Source organism: Mycobacterium sp. 1423905.2, assembly GCF_001673155.1.
GTDB lineage: Bacteria > Actinomycetota > Actinomycetes > Mycobacteriales > Mycobacteriaceae > Mycobacterium.
The window spans coordinates 1-21,605 of record NZ_LZLE01000260.1; the positions used below are offsets into that span (position 1 = coordinate 1).

Genomic DNA, 21,605 nt, shown 5'->3' on the forward strand with positions numbered 1-21,605 from the left:
TCGCTCATCCGGTATTTGGTTGCGGCCAACTCAGTCACGTCGTCGAGCATGCTCTTGGCTACACCCAGCGCCCAGGACGCGTGACCTGCGGCGGTCACCGGCATCAGCCCCATCCTGGCCGCAGCGGAGTCACCGCGATGCGGCTGGCGGGCGAACAGCGCAAAGGTCCGCCTGGCCGGAACGAACACTTCCTGGGCGCTGGGTGTAGCCAAGAGCATGCTCGACGACGTGACTGAGTTGGCCGCAACCAAATACCGGATGAGCGACATGGCTTCCTTGGCCAGCCGGCCCACTTTCCAGAAGGGGCTGGCCCACCATGTTGCGGCATGGCGCGCGGCGCGGCTGCTGGTGCTCGACGCATTCACCATCGCCGAAGCCGCCGTTGCCTCGGGCGCAGACCTGACTCCGTCGCTGCGCGCCGACATGCGCGCGGCCGCGGTCTACGCCACGGATACCGCCCGCAGCTGTGCCGAATGGGCGCACCTGGTGGCCGGGACTAGCGCCATTAGGGAGGGAAGCCGGCTCGAGCGGGCGTTTCGGGACATGTACACCGGCACCCAGCACGCGTTCATCAGCGAGAAGGTCGCCATCGACTGCGCGCAGATCTGGCTCGGCATCATCGAAGACCAGTTCGGGCTGTGAGGTAAGTTCGCTAACCGTGCAGGTGTCACAGCCAGTTGGCGATATGTGGATGTGCCCGCCTCACAGCGACAACGCCATGCTTGCGGTGCTGCCCCGTTCGGATTGTCGCTGCGAGGCGGGCACAAAGCACACAGATGAGGCCTGGAGATGACTGACCACACACTGGCCGCACGCTTGGCCACCGAAGCCGGCCAACTGCTGCTCGCAGTTCGCGAAGAATTCGCCGACGCCGATGCGAGTGAGCGAAAAGCCGCCGGTGACAAGCGTTCTCATGACTTTCTGATGGAAGCGTTGGGGACCGAGCGGCCGCAGGACGCCGTGCTGTCCGAAGAAGGGGCCGACGACCCGGTCCGGTTGCGCTCCGAGCGCGTGTGGATCGTGGACCCCCTTGACGGCACCAGAGAATTCTCCGAGCTCGGTCGCGAGGACTGGGCGGTGCACGTCGCGCTGTGGCAGTCCGGTGAATTGGTGGCCGGCGCGGTGGCCTTGCCTGCGCAGGGAATCACATTTGCCACACCGGATGTCGTGCCTCCACCCGTAGCCCTGGACAAGCCGCGCATCGTGGTGTCCCGGACCCGCCCACCGGCTATCGCACTGGCGGTACAAGCCGCCCTGGACGGCACCTTGGTCGAAATGGGTTCGGCGGGAGCCAAAGTCGCATCAATCGTGCAAGGCTTGTCGGACGTGTACGTGCATGCCGGCGGCCAATACGAATGGGACTCCGCTGCACCGGTGGCGGTAGCGCGCGCGGCCGGTCTGCACACCTCCCGAATCGACGGCTCGGCCTTGAGTTACAACCAGCAAGATCCGAAGCTGCCCGATCTCGTGGTGTGCCGTCCCGAGCTTGCCGAAGCGGTGCTCGCCGTCACCCGGTGAGCTCCTGCACCGCCTGCCCCATCCGCGACACCGCCTCGCGCAGAATCGCTTGCGAGGTTGCGAAATTGAGACGGGCGTGCCCGGCACCGCCGGTTCCGAAGACATGGCCCGAGCTCAGCGCCACCTTCGCATGGTCGAGAAACCAGCGGGCCGGCCCGGACAAGTCCGATACCACCGCGAGGCCATCGGTGTCCCGGTCCTCAATCCCCAATTCCCGGCAGTCCAGCCAGGCGAGGTAGGTGCCCTGTGGTCGTAACAACCGGACTCCGGAAAGATGCTCGGCCACAAGATCATCGAGCAGCGCGCGGTTTGCATCCAGCCCCAGCAGCAGCGCATCGAGCCAGTCATCACCAGCCGCGAACGCTGCAGTATGCGCGATGATGCCCAGGTGGCTTGGACCGTGACCGACTTCCTCGGGCATCCGGCGCAGATCGTCGGCCGCTTCGGGACCGGCGATTGCGAGCGCCGCTTTCAAGCCGGCGAGATTCCACGCCTTGGAAGCCGACACCAGTGCGAAAGCATCCTCGGCTCCGGAGACGGTCAGGTAGGGGATGAACCGACTTCCGGCCAGGACCAGCGGAGCATGGATTTCGTCGGAGACCACCCGGACGCCGAAGCGCCGGGCAAGTTGGGCGACCGCGCTCAGTTCGTCGGCGGTGTGCACTGCCCCGGTCGGGTTATGCGGATTGCACAACAGATAGCCGACCTTGCCCCCGTTGCGCCGCGCCCGGGCGAACGTCTCCTCCAACGTGCTCAGATCAATTCGGCCATCGGGCCCTAACGGGGCCTCGATCACGCGCCGGCCGTCATGTGAGACGAACGCGTAAAACGGCGCGTAGACAGGCGAATTGACGATCACGGCGTCACCGCGATCGGTGATCAGACGTAGCGTCTCCACGATGCCGAGCATGACGTCGGGCACGACGCGGGTGCGGCCGATTTCCAGGTCGAGCCATTGCCAACGCCGCGAAGCGAATCCAGCGACCGCCTTGGCGTAGCCCTTGCCGTGCGGATAGCCGGTGTCTCCGTCGTCGATCGCCTGGTGAAGTGCCTGCGCCACTGGGGGTGCAAGTTTGACATCCATTTCCGCCACCCACAACGGCAGCACGTCGGCCGCGTGAGCGCGCCACTTCATGCTCGTGCGATTGCGCAATTGCTCGACAGTCAGTTGCTCGAGGGGATTGCGCGTCACCCCTGCAGAGTAGTTGAGCGCCGCGCGACCTGCGCTTGCAGTTGTCAGGGCGCTCCGAGCGCGGAACAAACGTTAGGTTAGAGTTCTGATGATGAAGTCCCCGGGCGATCGCCGCGGCCGATGTTCACGCTGAGATTCGACATGCGTGCGCCCAGCTGGGCCGCGTCGCCCGGCGACCTCTACGCCGCTGCCATCGACATGTGCGCGTGGGCGGAAACTCGGGGCGCGATGCTGGTGGTCCTGTCCGAGCATCACGGCGCCGAGGACGGGCATTTACCCGCGCCACTGACGTTGGCATCGGCAATAGCCGCTCGGACAACGAATTTGGCAATCTTGGTGGCCGCGGTGCCGATACCGTTATGGGACCCGATCCGACTTGCCGAAGAGATGAGCGTTCTCGACTTGATCAGCCGCGGGCGGGTGTCCTACGCGTTCGGGATCGGGCACCGGCTCGATGAGTACGAGCATTTCGGCGTGCCCATGGCCAGTCGCGGCCAGGTCGCCGACGAGTTCATCGGGGTGCTGGGACCGTTGGTACGCGGTGAGCCCGTCGCCTATCGCGGCCGGCGGGTCCGCATTACCCCGCCGTGCGGGTCGGCGCAGGGGCCGACCATGTTCATTGCCGGAGGCAGCAAGGCCGCCGCGCGGCGTGCCGGCAAGCACGGTTTGGGGTTCATCGCACAGACCGCTGCGGCCGACCTCAAGCATTACTACGAGGCGCAATGCCGAGAGCACGGCAACCAGCCCGGGCTGTTTCAAGGACCCGATCCGCGAGCTCCCACAGTGGTTTTCGTCGCTGACGATATCGACCAAGCGTGGCATGAGGTTGGGCCACACCTGCTGCATGATGCGCTGACCGCAGCGTCGTATCGGCCCCAGGACGACTCGGTTGCCAGCATCACCCGCGCCGACAGCGTGCCAGCATTGCGAGCCGAAAACGGACCGTACCGCATTGTCACCGCAGGCGAAGCGGCCGAGTATGTGCGCAGCGGCCGGCCGTTGCCATTACATCCGCTGTGTGGCGGCCTGCCACCCGATGCGGCCTGGCGTTATCTGCAACGTGCCGCTGCCCCGGTCGAGAACTAGAGGAGTATCGATGCGAGCCGTCGTGTGGTCGACCGGAGGAGTCGGAAGCGTCGCCATCGACGCCGTCCGGCGTCGCCCCGACATGGAACTGGTTGGGGTCTGGGTACATTCGCCGGAGAAGGTCGGCAAAGATGTGGGGGAACTGGCCGGTGGGGAGCGGATCGGGCTCGTAGCCACCGACGATGCCGATGCGCTCATTGGGTTAGCGCCGGATTGCGTGGTCTATGCCGCCAGCGGTCCAGAACGCGATGCGGCCGCGATCCCGGACTATGTGCGCCTGCTCAACGCCGGCATCAACGTCGTGGCCACGTCGTCGACAAGTTTGGTACACCCACCGTCATACTTCGCGCCGAACTGGCGGGCTCAACTCGAAACGGCAGCTCGAACCGGTGGCGCATCGTTCTACGCCTCGGGCATCTTCCCTGGATTTGCCTCCGACCAACTGGCCTTGCTGATGACCACCCAGTCGAAGAACATCGGCCAGATCACGGTGAGCGAAGTGGCGCTCAACGATCACTACCCGGTCGCCGACGTGATGATGGACGGTATGGGTTTTGGGCGGCCACTGGACTTCGAACCCATGCTCAAAACACCAGGCTTCATCGAGATGGCATGGAAGGCGCCGATTTTCCTCATCGCTCAAGGACTCGGCGTTGAAGTGCAGCAGGTGCGGGGCTCGCTGGATCGGGAACTGACCGATCGGGACATCGAGGTCGCCTTCGGCACCATCATGGCCGGCACCTGCGGCGCCGTGCGCACCCGTGCGGCCGGAGTGGTCAACGGTCGCGAAGCCATCGTCGTGGAGCACATCATTCGGATGGCCCGCGACGTGGCGCTCGCCTGGCCCACCTCGGAAAGCGACGCGACCTACCGAGTCGACATCGAAGGCGATCCCGAGATTCACTGCGTGCTGACCCTGGGGCAGGCCGAAGGGCATGCGGCGGGACGGGCCGCGATGACCGCCACGGCAATGCGCGTGGTCAACGCGATCCCCTACGTCGTCGAGGCTGCGCCCGGTTTACTCAGCTCGCTGGACATGCCCACCACGTTGCCCCGGTACGCGCTCGATTAAGCAAGCCGCTCAGGCCAATTGAACCCGACCCGTGATGAGGTCCATGATCGGTTTGCCGGGCGCGAACGATCCGGTGATCGACGCCATGGCGTGTCCCTGGTCGACGTTCAGCGTGATTCCGTTGACCGAAGCCGCGGCGGCGCTGTTGAGCATGATCATCGCTTTGCCGATGTCCTCAGGTGTCAAGGTCGCGCTGCCGGTGTCATCGCGATAGTCCTGTGCGAAGGTCAGCCAAAGGTCGGCGTTGGCGCGGGCCAGGGGAGTGTCGGTGGGGCCGGGGCACACCGCGTTGATCCGCACCCCCTTCTTCTGGAAGTGGTATCCCTGCCAGGCGACATAGCCGTTGATCGCCTTCTTGCTGAATCCGTAATGGATGATGCCTTGGGGTTCACGCTCCTGGCACCAATCGTGCGCCGACTTGTAGTCAGGGGTGGCCAAGAAGTCCTGCACCAGTTCCAGGTCGTTCTCCCAGCCCATCCCGGCCACCGACGAGATGAAGCAGATGGCCGCACCGCGTGGCAGCAGGTCTTTTTCGAACAACCGCTCGATCAGGTGGCGATGCCCGATGAAGTTGACTCGCATCAACTTCGGCCCGTCGGCGACACCGGCGGCCGAGAACAACGAGTGAACCGGTCCGCCGAGCTGGTCGACTGCTTGGTCGATCGAGTCCTGATCGCTCAAGTCCAGGGGGATCACTTGATCGGCGTCGTAGTCGACCGGCGCATAGTCCATGACGGTGACATGCGCGCCCAGGCTTTTCGCGATCTGCGCCGCAGCGGCGCCCATGCCGGTCGCGCCACCGACGACCAGTACCCGTTTTCCGTCGTATCCCAGAAGCTCTGACGCCGTTGTCATGTTTCCCCTTTTTCCCTGGTGGATGCGCAACCGACGTTACAATATCGGCACCAGTTGTTAGTTTCAATGCTCGCCCGGCCGTCGCGGTCAACCACCGGCAACCGGTGGATGTAGCGTACGTGAGACAAATTTTTGGTTGCCCAGCAGCTACCCGTGTTCGCGAACTGACAGCCGGCCTGCTGGTCGGCCGGTGCCCGACTGTGCGGCGCTGGTTCTGAGCGTGTGGCAAGGGCGAGCTGCCTGCTTGATTCTCGCAAGATGCACGATGAGAGGCATGGCGGCACCGCCGATCGAGTTGACTAGGCGGCCTTCGCGCGACCAGTAGCCCTCGGACGAACTGACGTCAGTCGCTGCTCAATTGATCCACCAGCACCGCGCCGTCAGTCCGGTCACCAAGGGTGTGCAGCGCGAGATCCTGACCCGCCGCCGTGAGACGCAGGATCTCGGCCAACGTGGCCGGCGCGTCGCATTGCAGGTAATGGTCGGCGTTGGGCACCACCCAGTACCGGCTGCGGGCCGGCATGTCGCGCAGATACGCCTGCCACACGTGGTTGGCCACTCGCAGTGGCGCGACGGTGTCGTGTACGCCCCACACCAATGTGGTGTTCACCGGAATCGTGGAAAGTACTTGCAGCCAACTGGTTTCGTCCGCGGCGCGCTCGTGCAGGTATTGGATTGTGTCAGGCAACACCCGAATCCCGTCGTGGTGTGCGAACGACTTCGCCAAAGCGGCTATTTCCGGGTCGTCCAGGGTGCGCCGCGGCATGAAGGTGCTGGCGCCCAGCCCGGCCGCGAGCAACTCCGGCGTGGTGGCCGCCGCAGTGTCCCGGCCCGTGGTGCTGTCGAGCAGCGCGGTCTGGAAGGCGGTCAGGTTGGACAGCGGAAGGTAGATGTTGGCATTAGTGAGGACGACGTCGACGGGCAGGGCTTGCGGATGGTCGGCGGCCAACATGCCCAGCGCGATCATCCCGACGCTGCTGCCGCGGTCATGCGTCACCATTCGATAGTCGGTGAGCTGCCAGACTTGGGTGATCGCGTGGACGAGCAGGCGCGCATCGTCGTACAACGAATAGGTGTACGGGGCCGGCGGCTTGTCAGACAGCCCATAGCCGGGAAAATCCAACGTGAAAATGTCGAAATCTGTTGCCAGCTCGCGGGTTAAGCCGTAGAAGTCAATGCTCGACGTAGGAAAGCCGTGCACGCATAGCAGCGCCGGTTTGTCAGCGGTGCCGTTGCGTCGGCTGAAGACCGTCACCTCTTGACCGCTGTTGGCGTCCGTCACCGATCGCCACCGCAGTTCCGTCCCGCCGCTTCGCCACTCCGCAAAGATGTCCACGCAGCGAGCCTGTCAGAGGGTCGGCATTCACGAAAGCCCGACATAGCCGGCGCGTCTCCTTCTACAAGCGACTCGCAGCCGACGACGCGGCCAGGGTCACCGAAGCGTTCCTGCGGCGCTGGGCCGGCACCTGAGCGTCAGTCGGCACCCCGGCCTATTGGCCGGTCAGGATCCGAGATCCATTCCGACCACGACCCGGGAAACAGGGCCGCCTGGTGGCCGGCGGCGGCAAGCGCCGCGACGACGACGGACGCGGTGACACCCGAGCCGCAATAGGCCCCCACCGAGCCGTTGACGCCGCGGTCGGACAACAGCCGGCCAACCGCTTGCTCGTCGAGGAATGTGCCGTCGGCGGCCAGAACCGCGCCGGACGGCAGGTTCTTCGCCCCGGGAATGTGCCCGGCGACGGCGTCGACGGGCTCCACCTCACCGCGGAAACGCTCGGGCGCACGCGCATCGAGCAGGGGTTGGGTGTTCACTTGCTCGGCGGTCAACGTCGGCAGTTTGCCTGCATACAGATCCTGGTGGCGCACAGTCACGTTGCCTGGCTGCGGCTCGACGGGGCCGCTTTCCAAGGTCCCGCCGGCTGAGCGCCACGCGGACAGTCCACCATCGAGTATGCGGACGTCCAGCCCCGCCGCGGTCAGCACCCACCAGGCCCGCCCCGAACCGGCGCGGTTCCAGTCGTCGTACACCACAATGAGGTCACCTTCGTTGATTCCCCAACGGCGGCCGGCGGCCTGGAGGCTGGCCCCTGACGGCAGCGGGTGGCGACCGCGGCCTGCAACGCTGTGGTCGGTGAGTTCGTCTTCGAGGGGGACATACACCGCGCCAGGAATGTGTCCGTCGAGGTAGGCGCGGAGCCCGTCGGGTTCCTCGAGGCGCCAGCGGACATCCAGGACAACCACCGGGTCACCGGATTGAAGGCGTTGGACCAACTCGGTCGCGTTGATCAGCACCTGCGCGCGCGAATCCACCGATCACGCCTCCTTGTTTCCGACGGCAGCACCCACGACGATAATCCTCAGGCACGACCGTCCGGGACGCGGTTCCTCGGCTGTTCTGCTTTTGTCATGCTGGCCGTCATCACCGCCGTGCCGGCGAAGGCGGCACCCAACCCGAAGTGCGCGTTGAGCACAGCCGTTCAGGAAGTGACCAGCGTTTCGCAACTGCCCCTCGAACTCCGGGGACTTCTTCCACCGCTCGCCGACATCGGAGCACCGTTCAATGCGACGGGTTCGTGTGGTACGAGCGTGGCGGGATCGGTTACTCGTGGCAAGCCGTCTTCGTACGCGTGGTCGTCGGCGGGCAGCCGGTGGTAGTGGCGAACGCGGGCACCATGCCGACACACTTTGCGTGCTGACCGACGGTGTCTTTGCCGGGCGGGCGCCGCCCTATCCCCCCGGGACTTGGGGGCCCACCGATTTCTAGACGGCCCAACGGTTAAGGGCAGGTGACGTGAACGGCGAATTGCAGGTCGCGCATGCCGGTCACGTTGGGCTCGGAACCTTTAGCCGTGCCGGTGACCGTGTAGCTCTTGCCCGTCTTCGCTGCCTGGACTTTGGTGGATGATTCGATGGGCTGAAAGGGGATCCGGTAGACATCCGTGTTCACCGTGACGGTAACCGAGAACCCGTTCACACCCGGTGGTGTGGTGTCGGAGAGCGACAGTAGCTCTTCTGCGGCCCCGTCGCTTGCAGTGATGTGTGTGGTATGACTTCCTGATTGTGCCGGTGTGGCATGCGGATTCGCGGGCTCGCTGTTGCACTCCACTCCGCTGGTGATGGTGTGCTGGTGCCCCTCGATCGTGATGTCAGCGGTGGCGGGCTTGGCCGAGGTTTCCTCCGAGCAGCCAGACAGGCTGGGTATCAGTGCGGCAGCGCAGAGCGCGGCCGCGAATTTGGGACTCGTCACGACCATGCTTCCCAACTAATCATGGTTCGCATGGGCCCGCAAAACAGCGGGCGCACAGCGCGCGACTGCCATCGTTGCTCGAGGATCGGCGTCAACCTGGTCATGGTGACCAACGGGTCGGCGTCGAGATAGATGACCGTGATGTACTGCGGCTCGGCTCGCCAGCCTCGCGGCGGGGGATTCCATACGGTAGTGGTGCCGAATGTCCATACGCCGGCCGCGCCGGGAGTGGCGAGCAGCGCTGGATAGTGTTCGGCGTGCAGCCATTCCAGCCACGGCTGAGGGTGCCCGTCGATGGGTTCCTCGATAATCAGTAGGACGCCACGGTGCGGACGAAACGGCACCACCTCGGCGGAGATGAGCGCCCCCGGCGCCGAATGCCACTGCAGCAAACGCAGACCGGCGACTTGCAGGAGCGGTCGAGCGACGGGGAAGCGGCCGTTTTCCCAGAGCGAGCGGCCCAGTGCGACGAAGTCGTCGAAAGTTTGCTGCACCGGTTCGCGGACCAGGTAATGCACGGCGTTGCCGACGTCACCCAACGGACCGTCTGCGGCCAAACGATGGCTGAGGTACTCACCGTCGGCGATCCACCGCAGTCCGTGCACGATGCCGGGCAGTTGGTATTGCTCGGGCATGTGGTCGAGCAGGTGCCACCGCAAGTAACTGCCGTCGTCGTCGGGTGGAGTGGGTGCGGTGAGGCTGAATATGCCTGCCTTGATGGTGATCATCGGCGGGTTTACTGCCACGGCTTTGCAATAGCGGCGCTCATCGCGATAAATTCTAACAATGCTCGGATCAATTCGAACGCAGGTCGAATGACGTCCTCGGTGCGCCGAGCTTACGGCGAACTCGACCGCGCTCAGGTGGTGACGGCCCTACGCACGTTGGCGCGCCGCATCGGCGTGCAGCAGGTGACGATGCGGGACCTGGCCGCCGAACTGGGCGCGGCGGTGCCGTCGGTCTACTACCACGTGCCCGGCAAGCAAGCCGCCTTGGATCTACTCGCCGAGTCGGTGCTCGCCGCGATCCCGGTTCCCGAAGCTGGATCCTGGGACACCCGGCTGGCTGAACTGTACTGCGCGGCGCGACAAGTGATGCTGGAGGTTCCCGGCATCGCGGCGGTGTTGCAGACCAGCCGGGGCAGCGAACGGGCTCGCCGACTCGACCGGGTAAGCCGTGCCTTGCTCGTCGAGGCTGGACTCTCCAAAAGGATTGCCGGCGCGGCACATACCGTGCTGTACACCTATCTGCTCGGCGCGGTGAGCCTGGAGGAGGCGCGGGGCACACGTCAGGCCGCCTCCCGCTTTCGTGCCGGACTCGACGTCATCATCGCCGGAATCAGAGCATCCGTGGAGGACCAATGAGCATGCCCCTGCTGGGACCACTGGTGGTGGAAAACCAACAGACTGCCCTTGACCGGGATGCCGCGACGGTCTTCGATCCCGACACCTACATCAGCGGTGCGCCGTTCGACGCTCTGGCGAGGTTGCGCGTCGAATCGCCGGTGCACCCAGTGCAGCTGACCGGCTTGCCGCACGCCTGGTTGCTGACTCGGCATGCCGACGTGCGCCTGGTCAGCCGCGACACGGACACCTTCACCAGCCGCAAAGGCAACACTTTGGTCGAGGCGGAGGCGGGACCGACCTCGGCGATGCTGCCCGGGATCGATCCGCCGCGCCATGTCCATTACCGCAAGCTCATCAACCAAGGGTTCACCGTCCGCAATGTGCAACGGCTGGAACCGAAGATGCGCCAAGTGGCGCGCGACATCGTGGCCACCATCACCGAGAAGGGTGAATTCGACGCCGTCCTGGACATTTCCGCGGAAATGTCACTCCAGGTCATCGCTGACGTGCTGGGCGTCCCCGCCGAAGACCGACTCGAGGTGTTCCGGTGGAGCAACGCCATCGGCAGCCTGGGTATCGAAGATCCCGACTACGCACCTACGCCCGAGGCGCTGGGACAGGCCGCGGCGGAAATGTTCGTGTATTGCAACAAGTTGGTCGACCACCGTCGCAAGGAGGGGCTCACCGACGACATCTTGTCGGCCCTGCTGGCCGCGGAGGTCGACGGTGAAAAACTCAACCGCGACCAACTCAACGAGTTCTTCCTGTTGCTGGCCATCGCCGGCAATGAGACGACGCGAAACACGTTGAGCCACGGAATTTTAGCGCTGTCTGAACATCCCGAACAACAACAACTGTTGGCCCGCGACCCGGATGCGGTCAAGCCGGCGGTCGAGGAACTGCTGCGCTGGGCCACCCCGGTCATGCACTTCCGTCGCACCGTCACGACCGACGTCGAAATCCGAGGCCAGCGCATTCCCGCCGGGGACTGGGTGCTGATGCACTATCTGTCGGCCAACCGCGACGAGGAAGTATTCGACCGAGCCGATGCATTCGACATCACCCGGCCCGACGCCGGTCACGCCGCGTTCGGCGGTGGGGGAGTGCACTTTTGCCTCGGCGCGCAACTGGCCCGGCTGGAGCTACGGGTGATGCTCGAAGAGCTGTACTCGAACGTGCCCGGCCTTACCGTGACCGGACCACCGGACCGGCTGAGGTCCTCGTTCTTTCACGGCATCAAACGGCTGCCCTGCACCATCGGCTGAATCACCTGCGCGGCGCCCCGAACCAGCGTCGTAGCGACTTGTGCAGCGCCGCCTGGTCGGTGGCGACGAATGTGTCAGTTGCCCAAGCGATGTAGCCGTCGGGCCGGATCAACATCGCCAAGGCCGGTCGGTCGGTCAGACTGGCGCAGATGACGTCCACGCGGTGTGTCCACTCTTTCGCCGCGGCCACCACGGTTTCGCCGCCGGAGAGATCGAGTAACACGGGGCGGCCCTCGTGAAGTAGCTCCGCGACGCGTCGACCGTCGTCGAGCGTGAGATCTGGGAACAGGTGGCCGGACAACGGATGGTCGTCGCCCATGTCGTAGCGAACATCGGAGCCGGCCAGAAGCGCCGCCATGCGCTGCGCTACGTCGGGAATAGTGAACAGCTCGCCCAATAACGTTCGTAGCGCTCCCACTTCGGGTCCGGGCGCGACCAGCGCGATCTGCGCCATGGAATGCATCATGACCCGTTGACCGACCGGAAAGCGTTCGGATTCGTAGGTGTCGAGCAGTGCCGAAGGCGCCCAGCCGTTGATCTGGGCGGCGAGTTTCCACCCGAGGTTGGTCGCGTCTTGCAAGCCCAGATTGAGGCCGGGGCCGCCCATCGCACTGTGCACGTGTGCAGCGTCGCCAAGCAACAGGACCCGACCGTCGCGATACCGTTCGGCGTGGCGAGTGTTCTGGCCGTTGATCCGACGGAGTGCGTGCGGCCCTTCGCCGCTCGGCTCTTCGAAGGGAAAGTCCACGCCGAGCAATCGCCGTGCACTGTCCCGCAATTCGGCCAGGGTCATCGGGTTGTCCGCTACGGGCGGCTGAAACTCGATAGTGCCGAACAGGAACCGGTCTTGCTCGAACTGCGCCAGGATGACTGCGCCGCCGTCCACTCGGGTATGGCCGAGTCGGAGCCGGCCGTACCCGGGCACCTCGACGGTCCCATCTTCCTCGCGGAACTGCTCGGGGATGTTCACGTGCGCGAGGCGGCTGACGGTGTCCGCGGTGTGGCCGGGAAAGCCGATGCCCAGCGATTTGCGGACCAGGCTGCGCGCGCCGTCTGCGCCGACGAGGTAACTGGTGGTCATGTTGTATTTGCGCTCTGGCGAATCCACGGTCAACGCAACTGATTCCGAGCCGGGATGCAACGCGCTCAGCGCGTGTCCCCAGCGCAGGTCCACGCCCAGGTCGCGGGCACGCTTCTCGAGCAGTCGCACCAGTCGAGGCTGGGGCATCAGCATCGCATACATCGGGTTGTCGGGTACGCCAAGGAAGTTCAGCGGCATCGCAGCGAACATCCAACCGAAGGAGGGGGTCGGCGGTTCGTCGTCGCCGGTGAAGGCCTGGTACAAACCGCGCTGGTCCAGCATCCGAACCACCTGTCCGACAAGACCATTGGCTTTGGGTTCGTCACTGGGTCCGGGCAGTCTGTCGAGCACGACGGCCCGGACGCCGGCCAATGCCAGCTCACAGGCCACCATGAGTCCATTGGGTCCAGCGCCGGAGATCACAACCTCGGCATGCTCGTCAGTCATGTGTTGCCTCCCGAAGGGGTACCGGCAGGCCGGCGGCGACGGCGGCGAAGCCATGGTGAATCAGTGTGGTGATGGCGACGGGTGGGTCGGCCGCCGCATAGGCATCCATCGCAGCGTCTCCGATGGCGCGGATGACCGTCACCACCAGGCGTGGATACAGGTCGTGTACCGGATCGGTGCCGGTGCGTTCGGCGATCACCTCGAGCCATTCGTCGAACAGTGCCTGGGGGACGGCGTTGCGGACCGGCGGACTCATCAACATCTTTCGCACTTCGGCCAGTTCCTGCCGGGTCGGCAACCGGTTCTCGTCGCCGTGGAAGTCGCCGAAGTCTTCCGTCAAGGGCGCCAGTACGGCGTGTTCGATCGACGTCCACAGCGGTTCTTCGGCGGGACGGCGGCGCAGTTCGGCGATGCTGCGGCGCATGCGTTCGGTCTGGCGGTAGGCCAGCGCCTCGTACTTCCCGGTGAAGTAATTGTTGAAGGTGCGCAACGACACCCCGGCCACGTTTGCGATGTCCTCGCGGGTCACGTTGTCCAGACCGCGGTCGAAAGCCAACCGCAGCGCGGCGTCGCTGAGCGCGCGACGGGTGTCGGCCTTCTTGCGTTCCCGTAATCCTGCGCTGGTCATCGTCTCAGGCTACGCCGAATTTTGCCCGGCGGGCAAAACTGCCCGGCGGGCAAAGCATGGGTTACTCGACGTCGGCCGGTCCCAGCAAACGAACCTCTTCCAAGTCGAGCGCTGCCTGCAACTCCCGCAGCACGATGTCGTCGATGCGGCGTTGGTCGCGCAGTTCGGTGATGGCTCGGCGTTTGTGTTCGAGGACGCCCAGGTGGACCTGCCGGATCAAGTCTCCGGCCTCGGCTAAGTGATTATTTTCCGGAGTCGTCTCGGCGCTGGCTTCGACGATCATGGCGTGTTCTTCGTATTCCTTTTGCAGCCGGTTCATCAGTTTTGGGCTGACCCCGAGCTCACGAGCTACGACCGGCAAGGCTTCGAGCGCCGCTTCGGCGCCGCGGGTCCGGGCCAGTTGCAGTTCATCGGCTTTGGCCACGTCTTCGGGCAGGCGGGCCCAGCGCACGATGAGGGGCAGGGTGATGCCTTGCACCAACACGGTCACCAAAATGACGACCGACACCACGTAGATGATGAGGCTGCGATCGGGAAAGCGGGCGCCGCTGTGCGTCTCGAGCGGCACTGCTAGCGCTGCGGCCAGCGAGACGGCGCCACGGAAGCCGGCCCAACTGGTCACGCAGCGCTGCCGGAAGGGCACGTGCTTGGTCGGTTTGCCCATGCTCTTGTCGATGACCCGACCCAAAACGCTGGTGAATTCCACCCAGGCAAACCGAGTGGCAATGACGGCGGCGGTCACCGCCAGCGCCAGGTAGGTGGCGTGGCGAATGCCGCCGTCGATATTGGCGATCCCGTGCAGCGCGTTGGGGATCTGCACCCCGACGAACACCCAGAGCGAGCCGTTGAGCAGGAATGTGGTGATGTCCCAGAAGGCGAAAGACTGCAAGCGAGACCGCGCCCGGATCACCCGGGGGCTGACGTAAGTGATCACCAACGCGGAAACCAGCACCGCGACCACACCGCTGCTGTGGATTGTCTCGGCGAGGAGGAACGCCGCGAACGGTGTCAGCAGGCTCAGCGCACCTTCTTCGAGCGGTGCGTCGATGCGGCGGCGGATCAAGGTCACCACGGCCCCGACCACCAGGCCCGCGGCGATGCCGCCGAGATAGGAGAAAATGAAGCGGCCGGTGAGGGCAGCCGGACTGACCGCTGAGCCGCCGACGGCGACGGAGACGGTCACGCCGAACAGCACTAGTGCAGTGCCGTCGTTGATAAGGCTTTCCCCGCGCAGCACAGTCAGGGCCCGGCGCGGCAATTTCTTCGCCAGACCGGCCACTGCTGCGGCGTCGGTGGGGGACAGCACCGCACCCAACACCGCGGCCGCATGAGACTCCATGCCGAAGAATCGCGCGGTCCAGGCCACCGCTACCGCGGTGGCGATGACCAGACCGATGCTGGTCATGGCGATGACACGCACGTTGGCTTTCATCTCGCGGAAGCTGGTGTTCAAACTCTCCCAATAGAGGATGGCCGGGAGGAACAACAGCAGGACCAGCTCGCCGTCGATGTGAACGTGGCCGAAGCGAGGGATCAAGCCCAGTAAGGCACCCAGGAAGATGAGCAACACCGGCGGACCGACGCGGTAGCGCCGGCCCAGAATCGTTCCCACGATGACTGTGGTGACCAGAGCGACGATGAGGACGAGCGAAAACACTCGCCCATCCTTGCGTATGACTCAGGCGGACGTCGCGCCGAGCTACGAACAGTCGCAGCAGTCCCCGCAGTCGCAGCAACTGTCGCAGCAGCAGTCGCACGAGCAATCACAGCAGCAGACGTCGCAACAGCCGTTCCAGAATCCTTCTTTCTTGGCTGCGGGTTGCGGTGGGACTTCTTCGGGCGCGCCGGGGTAGGAACCCATTGGCTGGTTGCCGAAGTTGATGCCTTCCTGCTGGCCGTGAGGTGTCCCATTGCCGCCGGGGTAATTGGCCCGGAAGGTGCGATGGACCGCACGCCGAACTTCGCGGGTCAGCAGCCGTCGGGCCAGGCGGTCATCGGTGAAGTCCACATCGGCCAGAGCCAATTCGATGCCGAGGACCGCGTCGTCACACAGGGCGCGGACGTCTGCCATGGGCGTAGTGGTCGCGGCCAGCGGGTTCCACTTCCCCTGGATCACGTCGTCGTGGTAGTCCTCGACCGCGTCGAGCAGGTGGGCCACCCGCCCGAACAGCAGTCCGACCTCGCGTAGCGGCGCCTCGTTGTGTGGGCGCCCGGCCAGAACGGCCGTGTGCGCGAAGGCGGCGGCGACGGCGGTTTCAGTGGGCTCGGTGACCCGTAGCACTGATGTGCCCGGGCGGGCGGCGGCTTCGAGTTCGGCCTGGCGGTCCATGGCATCTACCAGCACGCAGGTGTTGAAGCCCAGACTGTGACCGGCGTCGGTGCCCTGGCGCACCCAGTGCTCGGCCACACGACGGGCGGCCGGCCGCATCCCGGCCAGGCCGACAAGGCCGTCACGGTCGTCGACGTGGTCACGCACCCGCGCCGCGGCGAGAGCCAGTGACACCACGGCGGCCAGCCGGACGGAGTCGCCGGTCGCGACGTCGGCGCGCCGCATGCCCCGCAGTGGGCAGCGACCGGCGGTGCGGCGGCGAGGTGGTGCTTCGGATTGCGCTTCGACGAGCAGCGAGACGACCAGTCCGTCGTAGTTGGTGGCGATACGCGCCACTTGGCCGTAGTCGTCGCGCAGCCCCAGACACAGACCGCACAATTGGGCTCGCCATGCTTCGGCGAGTTCGCCGCCGAGGCGGTGACGGCAGGGCCGGATGATGCCAAACACGCATGGAAAGCTACCGGACCAGGTGCGAAAGTGTGCTCATATTCGTCGTCGCGGCGCGGGCCGGGTGGTTGCTGGGATTGGCGCGGTGCTAGGTGAGTGCTCGAAAGTGATTGCGTGACAGCTTCATTGCACTGCGCCGGCAGGTGTCGCTGGTCTGGACGGCTATCGTATTGCGTATGAAGACCAAGTTGCTGGTGGTGATCCTCGCCATGCTGCTAGCGACGGTCGTGGGTTGTTCCAGGGGCAATGCCCCGTCGACCAAGACGATTGACGTCTCGATTGACGAAGTGATGAATCAAAGCACCGTCACTCGCGAGGAAACCTTGTTGGTGGGCAACACGCTGAAGGTGTCCTTGGGCTCGAATCACACGACCCCATTCCGGTGGACGGCGGAAACCAAAATCGGCGACCCGACGATTCTGAAGCAGACCAGTCACGAGTACCAGCCCCCGAACACCAATCGGATGGGGGCACCCGGTAACGATGTCTGGACGTTTGTCATGTTGAAGGCTGGGACGACGACGATCGTCGCGAACTACGCCAGCATCGTGGGCAGCGATACCACCCCGGCATGCACCTTCACCGCAAAAGTGACTGTCCGATAGGCCGCCAGACTTGGCGCGAGCAGACGCATAATCGCACTCCCGCAGCCTTTTGCGTGCGAGTTTGCGTCTGCTCGGCGAGGGGCGGCGAGTGAACTGGCGCACCGACGCGTTAAGCGAACGCTCGATGCGGGAACCCGTGGGCTGGGTGAATCGTCAGGAGGAATCGCCAATGTCTTCGCCGTACCGGGGCTCGCGACTCGGTACCCGGTTTGGACCCTATGAACTGCGATCACTGATCGGTGAGGGTGCAATGGGCCAGGTGTACCGGGCCTACGACACGATTAAGGGTCGCGAGGTCGCTCTCAAGCTGTTGCGCACCGAGCTGGCCACGGATCCGCAATTCCAGAAGCGCTTCCGGCGTGAGTCGCAACTGGCGGCCCGGCTGCAGGAGCCGCATGTCATCCCAGTGCACGACTTCGGTCAGATCGACGGAGTCCTTTTCATCGATATGCGCCTGGTCAACGGCGGCAGTTTGAAGGACCTGCTGCGCGAGCGTGGCGAATTGGACCCGCGCGAGGCGGCCTCGATCGTCGCGCAGGTGGCGGCCGCGCTGGACGCCGCGCACGGCGACGGGCTGGTGCACCGCGACGTCAAACCAGAAAACGTGCTTCTCACCTCGACGAATTTCGCCTATCTGGTGGACTTCGGCATTGCGCACGGCAGAGGTGACGCCGGCATGACGGCCAGTGGCTTGGTGATCGGATCGTGCGCCTATATGGCGCCCGAGCGATTCAATGGCGGGCGCGTCGGGCCGCACACCGACGTCTATTCACTGGCCTGCGTCCTCTACGAGTGCCTTACCGGCCGACCGCCGTTCGACGGTGAGGACTTGCAAGAGCTGATCAGCGCCCACATGTTCGTGCCGCCGCCGCGCCCGAGCATCATGCGCCGCGGCATTGACCGGTCTTTCGATCAGGTTATCGCCCGCGGCATGGCCAAACAGCCTGCAGCACGGTTCATTTCGGCGGGCGAACTAGCCAGGGCGGCCACCGCTGCAGCCTCCCCGGGTCTGGCGCCGGCCGAGCCGGCCGGGCCGTCGGGCACCCGGCCGTTCGAGGTGTCCTATCCGAACCCGGAGGACACCGGATTCAGTCCGTATCCGCCGCCGCCACCGCCGGCGGCGCCGGTGCCGGCGCAGGTGCCGGCGCGTCGGGCGGGGCGGGCGCCGGTGTTCGTGGGTGCGTTCGCGGCGGTGATGCTGGTGATCGCGGCCGTGTTGGCGGGCATCTTGGTGTTCGGAAACCGCGGCGGGTCGCCGTCGCAGACGACGGCGGCGGCGGGTTCACCCACGGTCCCCACGTCGGCTTCACGGACGCCGACGCTGTCGGGTCCGGTTCAGGGAGCCGACGGGTTGGGGTTCGTCGGGCACACCGCTCGGTGCCCGCCCGGAAATCCGCCGGCGGCGGTGTTGCGGACGGCGCAGTCTTTGGTGGTGGTCTGCCAGACCGGCGACGGCAACTTGTACTACCGAGGAGAGCGGATCCGCGACGGCGCGAACATCGAGCTTTCCAACACGGTGCGTTCCGCGGACGGTTTCGTTGCGACCAATCCCGCCAATGGTGTTCGCTACGAGGTGGGTCCGCAGCAGCTCACGATCTTGAGCAACGGTCACGTGGATTCCGCTGAACCGGTGTTGCAGTACGCGACGGCTCGTTAGGCCGGAGTGAAGGAGACCGGCAGCTTGGCCAGTCCGGTCATGCTGGGATTGCCGAGGTACTGGTGGACCCCGTCTGCGTCGACCCGGTAGTCGGGAATGCGGTCCAATACTGCTTTGACCATCACCTCGGACATCAGACGCGCCAGATGGGATCCGATGCAACGGTGCGGGCCCAGGCCGAAGGCGACATGACGGTTGGGGGAGCGGTCAAGGAGGATTTCGTCGGGGTCGTCGAATTCGTCTGGATCGTGGTTGGCGCCGAGCCAACTGATGACGACTCTGTCGTTGCGCCGCAAGGTCTGGCCGTTGAGGTGGGTGTCTTTGGTGACTGTGCGGCTCAACTGCTGGTTGACCGAAAAGAAGCGCAGGAATTCATCGGTGGCGGTGCGGTAGAGCTCCGGGTGGTCGATGAGTTGTTGTCTCAACTGCGGGTGCGTGCCCAGGTGGTGCAAGGTCAGCGCGGTTTGTGAGGTGGTGGTGTCGACGCCGCCGGCGATGAGGTTCCAGATGATATTGAGCAGTTGTTCATCGGTGAGCCGTTGACCTTCGAATTCGAACTGCAGTAGGAAGCTGGTCAAGTCGTTGTCCGGCTTGGCTTTTCGGGCAGTAGCGAAGTCGAGGACGCCCTGCATCAGGGCGGGCGCTTGGGCCAGCGCAGCGGCGTACTCGGGCCTGTCTTGCGGAACAGCCATGACGGAGTGAAAGAGATTGGCGTACAGGTGCCAGTTGTCGTACGGCAGACCCATCAGCTTCATGGTGAGGATGGCAGGAACCGGGCTGGCGTAGTCAAGGACCAGATCCATGTATCCTGCGGCGACGCGCTTTTCGAGGAATTCGTGAGCTTTCTCTTCCATGAACGGCTTGAGCCGCTGCACCGCGCCGGGGGAGAAGAACGGCGCGAGAGCGTGGCGGAGGGCCTGATGGTACGGGCCATCGACTTCACCGATGCCCAGGGCAGGGTGGCCTTCGGGACGAGGAACACCCATTTCACCTTGATAGTCCACCCCGTCCTCGGCGTTGGGTTCGTATTTGTGCGCGAACGTGTCGCCGTCTCGGGCACATTGGCTGACGGCTGCGTAACTGGAGAGGAACCAGAAGCCGCCGTAGTTCTTGTTCCAGGCGACCGGGCACTTTTGGCGAAGCTCGGCGTTGACGGCTCGTTCGTCGAGGTTGAAAGCGTCGGAGTGGTGATCGAAATCGACGATGACCTCGGGTGGGATGTCCGGGTGGTCGGGCACCTGGGACGAGCCTGGCGGGCGGGACATCGTTGTAGTCTATCTACACTATCTTTGCATGAATAGCGTCCGACGAACGATGCTATCAACCGCCGTTGTCACGAAGTGAGGAAGCGCTGATGACAGCAACATCGGCAACGTTTAACCACGTTGGGTTGTGCGTGAGCGATCCGAAGCTATCGCGCCGCTTCTACGAGGGGCTGCTCGGCTTCGACTTCTGGTGGGAGCTCGACGCGCCCGATGAGGGAACCGACCAGCTTTTGCAGCTGGACAAACCGGTGGGATTGCACGCGACGTATCTGGTGCGCGACGGCTTGGTGCTGGAGCTTCTCGATTACTCCGGACGTGAAGTTCGTTCCGGGACCGAGCGGGTCATGGATCAAGTGGGTTTGACCCACATCTCTTTCTCGGTGTCAGATCTCGGTGGCGTGTTGGAGAAGGTCGCCGAATACGGCGGACACGTCGTTGGCGGGACCGTGTCGAAGCAGTCGGCGATGATTCGTGACCCGGACGGTCAGCTTCTGGAATTGCTCTCGGATGGCTGGCTGGCCGCACTGCCCCCGCGTCCGGGAAGCGCCTAGCCGCGACGCGTCACTTCTTCCGCAGCGCCACAATCTGATTGTTCCGCCCGCCCACGTAGACGGTGCCCACGTTGTCGACCGCCAGCCCCCACGGATTGTCCAGCCCGGTGAAGTGCAACTCCTCCTGCGTCGAGGAGCCGGCCGGCAGCTTCAGCGTCCGACTGTTCCCGGTGTCGGTCACATACACCGCCCCCTGGCTGTCCAGCGTCACACCACCGGGCTGCTTGAGGCCCTGGAAAGGAAGCGCCACTTGCTTTTTGGTGTCCGTTGGCAACATCAACACCCGGTTGTTGCCGCCGTCGGACACATAGACCGTGCCGGTGCTGCTCACCACCAGACCGGTCGGCGCACTGAGGCCGGAGAAGGGGACCTCCATCTGAGTATTGGAGCCAGCGGCAAGTGCGACCACGCGGTTCTTGGCGGTGTCGGTGACGTAGACCGTCCGGCTGCCGTCCACCGACAGACCGGTCGGATTGCCAAGATCATTGAACGCCAGGACCTCTTGATTCCGCGAGCCTGATCGAAGGACCAACACTCGCTTGTTACCGGCGTCGTTGACGTAGACGGTGCCGGTGTTGTCCGCTGTGACACCGGTTGGGTCGTTCAGACCGTTGAATGGCAGCACAGCCGGGGTGGTGGAGCCGGCGAACAAGGCCAGAATTCGATTGCGCGGGGTGTCGGCAACGTAAACGGTGCCAGCACTGTCCACCGACAAGCCTTGGGGGTCACGCAGGCCGGTGAAGGGCAGCGTGACTTGCTCGGTGTCATCGCCTTTCGGGCTCGGCTTGCTGAAGATGGCGACGGCGGCCACGGTGACCGCCACGACCAGCAGCACTGCCGCGGAAATGATGGCGGCCTTGCGGCGCCACCAGGGCGGCGACGGTGGTCGCGGACTGGGTGGTCCGGCCGCAGGGCTTTGCCCGGGACCCGAGTACGTGGCCGCCGGTCGCGCGAGGGTGGGCGGGCCGGCAGGCTGCGGCGGCGGGTATTGCGGATGTTCTCGGCTGATCG

General features: G+C 64.9%; 20 protein-coding genes and 2 pseudogenes. 9 read left to right on the forward strand and 13 right to left on the reverse strand.

The features are described from left to right. Positions 1-218 (reverse strand): annotated as a pseudogene (locus A9W95_RS28430) (acyl-CoA dehydrogenase); the annotation flags it as partial. Between A9W95_RS28430 and A9W95_RS17145 the strand changes: the two are divergent. Continuing rightward, positions 175-642: pseudogene (locus A9W95_RS17145) on the forward strand (acyl-CoA dehydrogenase family protein); the annotation flags it as partial. The pseudogenes A9W95_RS28430 and A9W95_RS17145 overlap by 44 nt on opposite strands. Before the next feature lie 147 nt (positions 643-789). Next, a complete protein-coding gene (locus A9W95_RS17150) occupies positions 790-1,518 on the forward strand; it encodes a 3'(2'),5'-bisphosphate nucleotidase CysQ (RefSeq protein ID WP_067415199.1) in 729 nt (242 codons plus the stop codon). Here A9W95_RS17150 and A9W95_RS17155 read toward each other — a convergent pair. Further along, positions 1,508-2,653 (reverse strand): MalY/PatB family protein, encoded by a 1,146-nt coding sequence (locus tag A9W95_RS17155; RefSeq protein WP_371328088.1) that lies wholly within the window; start codon positions 2,651-2,653, stop codon positions 1,508-1,510. The genes A9W95_RS17150 and A9W95_RS17155 overlap by 11 nt on opposite strands. A gap of 198 nt (positions 2,654-2,851) precedes the next feature. On the opposite strand from A9W95_RS17155, the gene A9W95_RS17160 reads away from it, so the two are divergent. Together A9W95_RS17160 and A9W95_RS17165 are read left to right on the forward strand one after the other, a co-directional pair. Next, entirely contained in the window at positions 2,852-3,796 is a 945-nt protein-coding gene (locus A9W95_RS17160; RefSeq protein WP_371328087.1) for an LLM class flavin-dependent oxidoreductase, read from the forward strand. Between the two features lie 10 nt (positions 3,797-3,806). Then, positions 3,807-4,868 (forward strand): dihydrodipicolinate reductase, encoded by a 1,062-nt coding sequence (locus tag A9W95_RS17165; RefSeq protein WP_067415208.1) that lies wholly within the window; start codon positions 3,807-3,809, stop codon positions 4,866-4,868. Between the two features lie 9 nt (positions 4,869-4,877). Here the strand turns inward: A9W95_RS17165 and A9W95_RS17170 are convergent, their stop codons facing one another. From A9W95_RS17170 to A9W95_RS17195, 5 genes are all read right to left on the reverse strand, one after another. Continuing rightward, positions 4,878-5,747: an SDR family oxidoreductase gene (locus tag A9W95_RS17170; protein ID WP_371328089.1), complete on the reverse strand. Its 870-nt coding sequence runs from the start codon at positions 5,745-5,747 to the stop codon at positions 4,878-4,880. Between the two features lie 319 nt (positions 5,748-6,066). Continuing rightward, positions 6,067-7,059 (reverse strand): alpha/beta fold hydrolase, encoded by a 993-nt coding sequence (locus tag A9W95_RS17175; protein WP_067415214.1) that lies wholly within the window; start codon positions 7,057-7,059, stop codon positions 6,067-6,069. 137 nt (positions 7,060-7,196) lie between these two features. Continuing rightward, a complete protein-coding gene (locus tag A9W95_RS17180) occupies positions 7,197-8,036 on the reverse strand; it encodes a sulfurtransferase (protein ID WP_067415217.1) in 840 nt (279 codons plus the stop codon). Positions 8,037-8,502: 466 nt separating this feature from the next. After that, positions 8,503-8,979 (reverse strand): lipoprotein LpqH, encoded by a 477-nt coding sequence (locus A9W95_RS26405; RefSeq protein WP_082983143.1) that lies wholly within the window; start codon positions 8,977-8,979, stop codon positions 8,503-8,505. Next, complete coding sequence (locus tag A9W95_RS17195; RefSeq protein WP_067415223.1) at positions 8,970-9,701, reverse strand: hypothetical protein; 732 nt, start codon at positions 9,699-9,701, stop codon at positions 8,970-8,972. Before A9W95_RS17195 ends, A9W95_RS26405 begins: the two co-directional genes overlap by 10 nt. Positions 9,702-9,788: 87 nt before the next feature. Here A9W95_RS17195 and A9W95_RS17200 point away from each other — a divergent pair, with 87 nt between their 5' ends. Both A9W95_RS17200 and A9W95_RS17205 read left to right on the forward strand, forming a co-directional pair. Further along, positions 9,789-10,337: a TetR/AcrR family transcriptional regulator C-terminal domain-containing protein gene (locus A9W95_RS17200; protein WP_067415226.1), complete on the forward strand. Its 549-nt coding sequence runs from the start codon at positions 9,789-9,791 to the stop codon at positions 10,335-10,337. Beyond that, positions 10,334-11,584, forward strand: coding sequence for a cytochrome P450 (locus tag A9W95_RS17205; RefSeq protein ID WP_067415229.1), 1,251 nt, complete (start codon positions 10,334-10,336; stop codon positions 11,582-11,584). Before A9W95_RS17200 ends, A9W95_RS17205 begins: the two co-directional genes overlap by 4 nt. Before the next feature lies 1 nt (position 11,585). Here A9W95_RS17205 and A9W95_RS17210 read toward each other — a convergent pair whose 3' ends face one another. From A9W95_RS17210 to A9W95_RS17225, 4 genes are all read right to left on the reverse strand, one after another. Next, positions 11,586-13,112, reverse strand: a complete 1,527-nt coding sequence (locus A9W95_RS17210; RefSeq protein ID WP_067415230.1) for an FAD-dependent monooxygenase — start codon at positions 13,110-13,112, stop codon at positions 11,586-11,588. Next, the gene (locus A9W95_RS17215) at positions 13,105-13,740 is read right to left on the reverse strand and encodes a TetR/AcrR family transcriptional regulator (protein ID WP_067415233.1); all 636 of its coding nucleotides are present in this window, start codon (positions 13,738-13,740) and stop codon (positions 13,105-13,107) included. Before A9W95_RS17215 ends, A9W95_RS17210 begins: the two co-directional genes overlap by 8 nt. A gap of 61 nt (positions 13,741-13,801) precedes the next feature. Further along, the gene (locus A9W95_RS17220) at positions 13,802-15,397 is read right to left on the reverse strand and encodes a Na+/H+ antiporter (RefSeq protein ID WP_067415236.1); all 1,596 of its coding nucleotides are present in this window, start codon (positions 15,395-15,397) and stop codon (positions 13,802-13,804) included. Between the two features lie 42 nt (positions 15,398-15,439). Next, the gene (locus tag A9W95_RS17225) at positions 15,440-16,516 is read right to left on the reverse strand and encodes a DUF5685 family protein (RefSeq protein WP_067415239.1); all 1,077 of its coding nucleotides are present in this window, start codon (positions 16,514-16,516) and stop codon (positions 15,440-15,442) included. Between the two features lie 176 nt (positions 16,517-16,692). Here A9W95_RS17225 and A9W95_RS17230 point away from each other — a divergent pair, with 176 nt between their 5' ends. Continuing rightward, positions 16,693-17,121 (forward strand): protease inhibitor I42 family protein, encoded by a 429-nt coding sequence (locus A9W95_RS17230; RefSeq protein WP_067415252.1) that lies wholly within the window; start codon positions 16,693-16,695, stop codon positions 17,119-17,121. Between the two features lie 169 nt (positions 17,122-17,290). Beyond that, a complete protein-coding gene (locus tag A9W95_RS17235) occupies positions 17,291-18,778 on the forward strand; it encodes a serine/threonine-protein kinase (RefSeq protein ID WP_067415242.1) in 1,488 nt (495 codons plus the stop codon). Here the strand turns inward: A9W95_RS17235 and A9W95_RS17240 are convergent. After that, entirely contained in the window at positions 18,775-20,043 is a 1,269-nt protein-coding gene (locus A9W95_RS17240) for a cytochrome P450 (RefSeq protein WP_067415245.1), read from the reverse strand. The two genes, A9W95_RS17235 and A9W95_RS17240, sit on opposite strands and share 4 nt — an antisense overlap. An 89-nt stretch (positions 20,044-20,132) precedes the next feature. On the opposite strand from A9W95_RS17240, the gene A9W95_RS17245 reads away from it, so the two are divergent. Then, on the forward strand, positions 20,133-20,594 hold the full coding sequence (locus tag A9W95_RS17245; protein WP_067415247.1) for a VOC family protein: 462 nt from the start codon (positions 20,133-20,135) through the stop codon (positions 20,592-20,594). A 10-nt stretch (positions 20,595-20,604) separates the two neighbouring features. On the opposite strand, the gene A9W95_RS17250 is transcribed toward A9W95_RS17245, so the two are convergent. Beyond that, positions 20,605-21,605: NHL repeat-containing protein (locus A9W95_RS17250; RefSeq protein WP_253851689.1), on the reverse strand; the 1,001-nt coding region annotated here is incomplete at its 5' end.

What these genes read in the sequence shown, in the direction of transcription:
- A9W95_RS17150 (WP_067415199.1), top strand. Translation starts at nt 790, where the DNA reads ATGACTGACCACACACTGGCCGCACGCTTGGCCACCGAAGCCGGCCAA.
- A9W95_RS17155 (WP_371328088.1), bottom strand. Translation starts at nt 2,653, where the DNA reads ATGAAGTGGCGCGCTCACGCGGCCGACGTGCTGCCGTTGTGGGTGGCG.
- A9W95_RS17160 (WP_371328087.1), top strand. Translation starts at nt 2,852, where the DNA reads ATGCGTGCGCCCAGCTGGGCCGCGTCGCCCGGCGACCTCTACGCCGCT.
- A9W95_RS17165 (WP_067415208.1), top strand. Translation starts at nt 3,807, where the DNA reads ATGCGAGCCGTCGTGTGGTCGACCGGAGGAGTCGGAAGCGTCGCCATC.
- A9W95_RS26405 (WP_082983143.1), bottom strand. Translation starts at nt 8,979, where the DNA reads ATGGTCGTGACGAGTCCCAAATTCGCGGCCGCGCTCTGCGCTGCCGCA.
- A9W95_RS17195 (WP_067415223.1), bottom strand. Translation starts at nt 9,701, where the DNA reads ATGATCACCATCAAGGCAGGCATATTCAGCCTCACCGCACCCACTCCA.
- A9W95_RS17200 (WP_067415226.1), top strand. Translation starts at nt 9,789, where the DNA reads ATGACGTCCTCGGTGCGCCGAGCTTACGGCGAACTCGACCGCGCTCAG.
- A9W95_RS17205 (WP_067415229.1), top strand. Translation starts at nt 10,334, where the DNA reads ATGAGCATGCCCCTGCTGGGACCACTGGTGGTGGAAAACCAACAGACT.
- A9W95_RS17210 (WP_067415230.1), bottom strand. Translation starts at nt 13,112, where the DNA reads ATGACTGACGAGCATGCCGAGGTTGTGATCTCCGGCGCTGGACCCAAT.
- A9W95_RS17215 (WP_067415233.1), bottom strand. Translation starts at nt 13,740, where the DNA reads ATGACCAGCGCAGGATTACGGGAACGCAAGAAGGCCGACACCCGTCGC.
- A9W95_RS17230 (WP_067415252.1), top strand. Translation starts at nt 16,693, where the DNA reads ATGAAGACCAAGTTGCTGGTGGTGATCCTCGCCATGCTGCTAGCGACG.
- A9W95_RS17235 (WP_067415242.1), top strand. Translation starts at nt 17,291, where the DNA reads ATGTCTTCGCCGTACCGGGGCTCGCGACTCGGTACCCGGTTTGGACCC.
- A9W95_RS17240 (WP_067415245.1), bottom strand. Translation starts at nt 20,043, where the DNA reads ATGTCCCGCCCGCCAGGCTCGTCCCAGGTGCCCGACCACCCGGACATC.
- A9W95_RS17245 (WP_067415247.1), top strand. Translation starts at nt 20,133, where the DNA reads ATGACAGCAACATCGGCAACGTTTAACCACGTTGGGTTGTGCGTGAGC.